Below are 4,200 nucleotides of genomic sequence, written 5' to 3'. Positions count from 1 at the left end.
CAGCGGATCGACGAGCTTGGTCAGCCGGCCGAAGATCGCATCGGCGCTGGCGCGGGACACTTGCTGCGAGACGACGATCGACGCCAGGCTTCGAAACCCCGGTTCGGACAGCCGCAGCGGCACTTCGCCGGCCATGCCGCGCACCTTTTCCAGGCGCGGGTCGATCACGCAAAGCGCATCGAGCCCCCGGGCAATGTCGTCTGATGTCGCGATACGCTGCATGCTTTCTTGTTCCTGAACCGGCAGCACGGTAGCAATTGGCAAAACCGCCGCACAACCCGATTGCCGCCGCAGAGATGACACTCCTGACATTCCGCTTCGCGCCCAGCCCCAATGGCGACCTGCATCTCGGCCACGCCTATTCGGCGCTGCTCAACCAGAAGCTGGCGGCACGGGCGGACGGCCGCCTGCTGCTGCGCATCGAGGATATCGACACGACGCGCTGCACGCCGCAATTCGAGGCCGGCGTGCTTGCCGACCTGAAATGGCTGGGGCTTGGCTGGGAAGAGCCGGTGCGCCGCCAATCCGAGCATTTCGCCGAATACCAGGCGGTGCTCGAGCGGCTGGTCCGGGAGGAACTCGTCTATCCCGCCTTCATGAGCCGTGGCGAGATCCGCGCCTTCATCACCGACAGTGAAAAGCGTGGGCGCGACTGGCCGCGCGATCCCGATGGCGTGCCGCTCTACCCCGCCGCTGACAAGGCGCTGCCAGTCAAGGAACGCCAGCGGCGGATCGCCGGGAATGCGCCCTTCGCCTGGCGGCTGGATGTCGATGCCGCCTTGGCGCGTGTCGGCAAGGACCTGTCTTGGACCGAATTCGCCGACGAGACGCTTTCCGCGACACGCTCGATCGAAGCCCGTCCGCAGGACTGGGGCGACGTGATCGTGGCGCGCCGCGATATCCCGACCAGCTACCACCTCGCCGTCGTCATGGACGATGCCCTGCAAGGCGTCAGCCACGTCGTGCGCGGACGAGATCTGTTTTCCGCCACCGGCGTGCAGCGCCTGCTGCAGCAACTCCTGGGACTGCCGCAACCGGCCTATTTCCATCATCGCCTCATCCTCGGGCCCGACGGACGAAAGCTGTCGAAGAGCCTGGGCGATACCGGCCTTGCCGCCTTGCGCCATGCCGGCGCATCGCCTGACGACATCAGGCGAATGGTCGGGCTTTGAGCCCGGTGAGACCAAGAAGCCACCCCCAGATGGGCCGGCGTTGAATTCCGGTGATCTATGGATCAACCGTTTCGCTTTGCGCGCCGGGGTGAACGGGATTAGAGCATCGCCACGGCAATTCTCTCCAGTGCGGCGGACTCCGGAACATGCACAGCATCAAGCGGTTCATTCCCGCCACCTTCGTCGTTCTGTGGGCGACCGGCTTCATTGGCGCGCGCTACGCCATGCCATGGGCGGAGCCGTTCACCTTCCTCGCCGCGCGGTTCGTCATCGCCGCCATCCTGCTGGCCGTCCTGATGCTTGTATTGGGTTCGAAAAAAGCCACCCGCGAGGAGGCGCTGCATGCCACCGGCGCGGGCATCCTGATGCATGGCGTCTATCTCGGCGCTGTGTTCTGGGCCATCCACAGGGGCATGCCGGCCGGCTTTTCGGCCCTCATCGTCGGCCTGCAGCCGCTGATCACGGCGGTGCTGGCCGGCAAATTCCTCGGCGAGGCGATCCTGCCGCGTCACTGGCTTGGCCTTGGCATCGGCCTCATCGGTATCGTCATCGTGCTGTGGCCGAAGCTCGGCGCGCTCGGCGGCGGCGTGACCGCGGCGACATTGACCGCCTCGCTGGTTTCGGTGCTCGGCATGAGCGCCGGCACCATCTGGCAGAAGCGCTTTGCCTCCGGCGGCGACCTCGTCGCGGCGACCATGTGGCAATATGTCGGCGGTGGCTCGCTGATGCTCGTCGCCTCCCTCGCCTTCGAAACCCACACGGTCGTCATCAATGGCGAACTGATCTTCGCCATGGCCTGGCTGGTGCTGGTGCTGTCGCTCGGCGCCATCTTCCTGCTGATGGTGATGATCCGCGACGGCGAGATGTCGAAGGTGGCCTCGCTGTTCTACCTGGTGCCGGCGGTGACGGCGATCATCGCCTGGGCCCTGTTCGACGAGCAGCTCAACGCACTTCAGATTTCCGGCATGGCGATCACGACATTCGGCGTCGGCCTGGCAACGGCGCGGCAGGCCAAGGGAAGAACTGTGGAATTGAGGAATTGAGGAATTGAGGAATTGAGGAATTGAGGAATTGAGGAAGAAGCACAGACAGCGCCGGATATGGCCCCCTTTTTCTCCAATTCTTCAATTCCTCAATTCGACCTGTCATCCCACCCGCGCACGCGCCTCCAGGTAGCGGCTGATCGCGGCATTGAGCTCGCCGCCGAGGATGAAGATCGCAGACACCATGTAGAGGAAGACCACGGCGATCATGATCGAGGCCAGGCCGGCATAGGTCGTCACATAGGACGAGAAGTGGTCGAGATAGGTGGCGAAGATGGTCGAACCGATAAGCCATGCCGCCAGCGTGAAGACGATGCCCGGCACCAGCGACACGAAGCGGCGCTTGCCCGCCGGCAGCCAGAAATGGACGGCAAACAATCCGCCGACAATGACCGCCGAAGCGATGACGTAACGCCATAGCGTAATGGTGCCCATATAGGGCTTGATCCAGTCGATATGGGCTTCCGCGAGCCGCGCCAGCAGCGGCGCGAACACCAGGAGCACGCTGATCGCCAGGAAACCGGCCGTGGCGATGAGAACGAAGATGATGCTCTGCACCCGGCGGTAGATGATGCCGCGCGTTTCCGAGACGCGGTAGGCGCGGTTGAGCGACGTGCGCAGCGCCTCGATGCCGTTCGAGGCAAAATAGGCCGCAAGCACCACACCATAGGTCAAAAGGTCGGTGCGCCTGACGGTCAGCACATTGAGCACTTCGCGCGCGATCGGCTTGGCGATCTGTTCGGGCCAGGTGTCGAAGACCAGATGCACGGCCGTGTCGGAGAACGCCTGCGCGCCGAGGAAGCTCGCCAGCGTCGTCGCGAAGATCAGGAACGGGAACAGCGCCATCAGCGAGGTGATCGCCAGATGGCTGGCCATCGCCCAGCCGTCATCGGTGTTGAAATGGCCAAGTGCGTCGTAGAGGACCCGCTTGAGGGCTACGATCTTCCGCAACAAGAACCGCGCCCTCCAATTGTCTCCACGCCGGGAATATGGGAAGGGATTGCGGCAAATGGCAACCCTTGGCGAAACCACGAACAGTCCGGCGCAGAAGTTGCGCTCGATTATCATCACCGGTGCGTCTTCGGGAATAGGCGCGTACTGCGCCCGCGCGTTGAAGGCGGAGGGCTGGCGGGTGTTCGCAACGGCGCGCAAGCCGCAGGACATCGCCGCGCTCGAAGCCGATGGCATCGAGGCCTTCTATCTCGATTATTGCGAGCCGGACTCCATCGCCGCGCTGGTGACGGCGGTGCTCGACCGCACCGGCGGCCGGCTCGACGCCCTGTTCAACAACGGCGCGTATGCGCAGCCGGGCGCCGTCGAGGATCTGCCCGTTGCCGCGCTCAAGCAGCAATTCGAGGCGAATTTCTTCGGCTGGCATGATTTGACCCGCCGGCTGGTGCCGGTGATGCGCCGCCAGGGTCAGGGCCGCATCGTCCACTGTTCGTCGATCCTTGGCCTCGTGCCGGTGCGCTTTCGCGGCGCCTATTCGGCGTCGAAGCACGCACTGGAGGCCTTGATGCTCTGCCAGCGCCAGGAACTGGCGGGCAGCGGCGTCCACGTCTCGCTGATCGAGCCGGGGCCGGTGAAGTCGAAGATCGCCAGCAATGGCCTCATTTGGTTTCTCAGCAACATCGACCACGAGAATTCCGTGCACCGCGTGGACTATGCGGCGCAACTCGAACGACTGCGGGCCGGCGGCAGCCAATCGGCCTTGAAGCCAGGGCCGGAAGTGGTTCATGCGGCGCTGCGCCATGCACTTCTGTCGCGGCGCCCACGCCCGCACTATGTGGTAACAGTGCCCGCCAGGATCGGCGCGGTGCTCAGACGCATCCTGCCGGCATCGATGCTTTACCGCCTGATGGCCAAACGCGCCTGAACGCCAACCAACTGGAACGAAGCAATGGCAACCGTCTTCAACATTCTCGCCATTCTGGTCATGGTCGCCGTTGCGGTCGTGCTTGTTCGCGGCCTCATCAACATGATGC

At 64.1% G+C, this 4,200-nt stretch carries 4 protein-coding genes and 1 pseudogene; 3 read left to right on the top strand and 2 right to left on the bottom strand.

All coding sequences use genetic code 11. The annotated features are described in order from the left end of the window. Positions 1-222, bottom strand: a pseudogene (locus EN991_RS25670) (DNA-3-methyladenine glycosylase 2 family protein); the annotation flags it as partial. Positions 223-296: 74 nt separating this feature from the next. On the opposite strand from EN991_RS25670, the gene gluQRS reads away from it, so the two are divergent. Together gluQRS and EN991_RS25660 are read left to right on the top strand one after the other, a co-directional pair. Next, entirely contained in the window at positions 297-1,172 is an 876-nt protein-coding gene (gene gluQRS, locus EN991_RS25665; RefSeq protein ID WP_013529432.1) for a tRNA glutamyl-Q(34) synthetase GluQRS, read from the top strand. 146 nt (positions 1,173-1,318) lie between these two features. Next, on the top strand, positions 1,319-2,215 hold the full coding sequence (locus EN991_RS25660) for a DMT family transporter (protein WP_013529431.1): 897 nt from the start codon (positions 1,319-1,321) through the stop codon (positions 2,213-2,215). Positions 2,216-2,317: 102 nt separating this feature from the next. Here the strand turns inward: EN991_RS25660 and EN991_RS25655 are convergent, their stop codons facing one another. After that, positions 2,318-3,169 carry a YihY/virulence factor BrkB family protein gene (locus tag EN991_RS25655; protein ID WP_013529430.1) on the bottom strand — a complete coding sequence of 284 codons (852 nt, stop codon included), beginning with the start codon at positions 3,167-3,169 and terminating at the stop codon, positions 2,318-2,320. Positions 3,170-3,224: 55 nt separating this feature from the next. On the opposite strand from EN991_RS25655, the gene EN991_RS25650 reads away from it, so the two are divergent. After that, positions 3,225-4,091 (top strand): SDR family oxidoreductase, encoded by an 867-nt coding sequence (locus EN991_RS25650; protein WP_013529429.1) that lies wholly within the window; start codon positions 3,225-3,227, stop codon positions 4,089-4,091. Positions 4,092-4,200 lie beyond the last annotated feature (109 nt).

It is taken from the genome of Mesorhizobium sp. M7A.F.Ca.US.005.03.2.1, assembly GCF_003997795.1.
GTDB classification, from domain to species: domain Bacteria; phylum Pseudomonadota; class Alphaproteobacteria; order Rhizobiales; family Rhizobiaceae; genus Mesorhizobium; species Mesorhizobium ciceri.
This window is presented reverse-complemented; position numbering and strand designations above follow the sequence as displayed.

Coding starts and splice junctions, on each gene's coding strand:
- gluQRS (WP_013529432.1), top strand. CDS start 297: ATGACACTCCTGACATTCCGCTTCGCGCCCAGCCCCAATGGCGACCTG.
- EN991_RS25660 (WP_013529431.1), top strand. CDS start 1,319: ATGCACAGCATCAAGCGGTTCATTCCCGCCACCTTCGTCGTTCTGTGG.
- EN991_RS25650 (WP_013529429.1), top strand. CDS start 3,225: ATGGCAACCCTTGGCGAAACCACGAACAGTCCGGCGCAGAAGTTGCGC.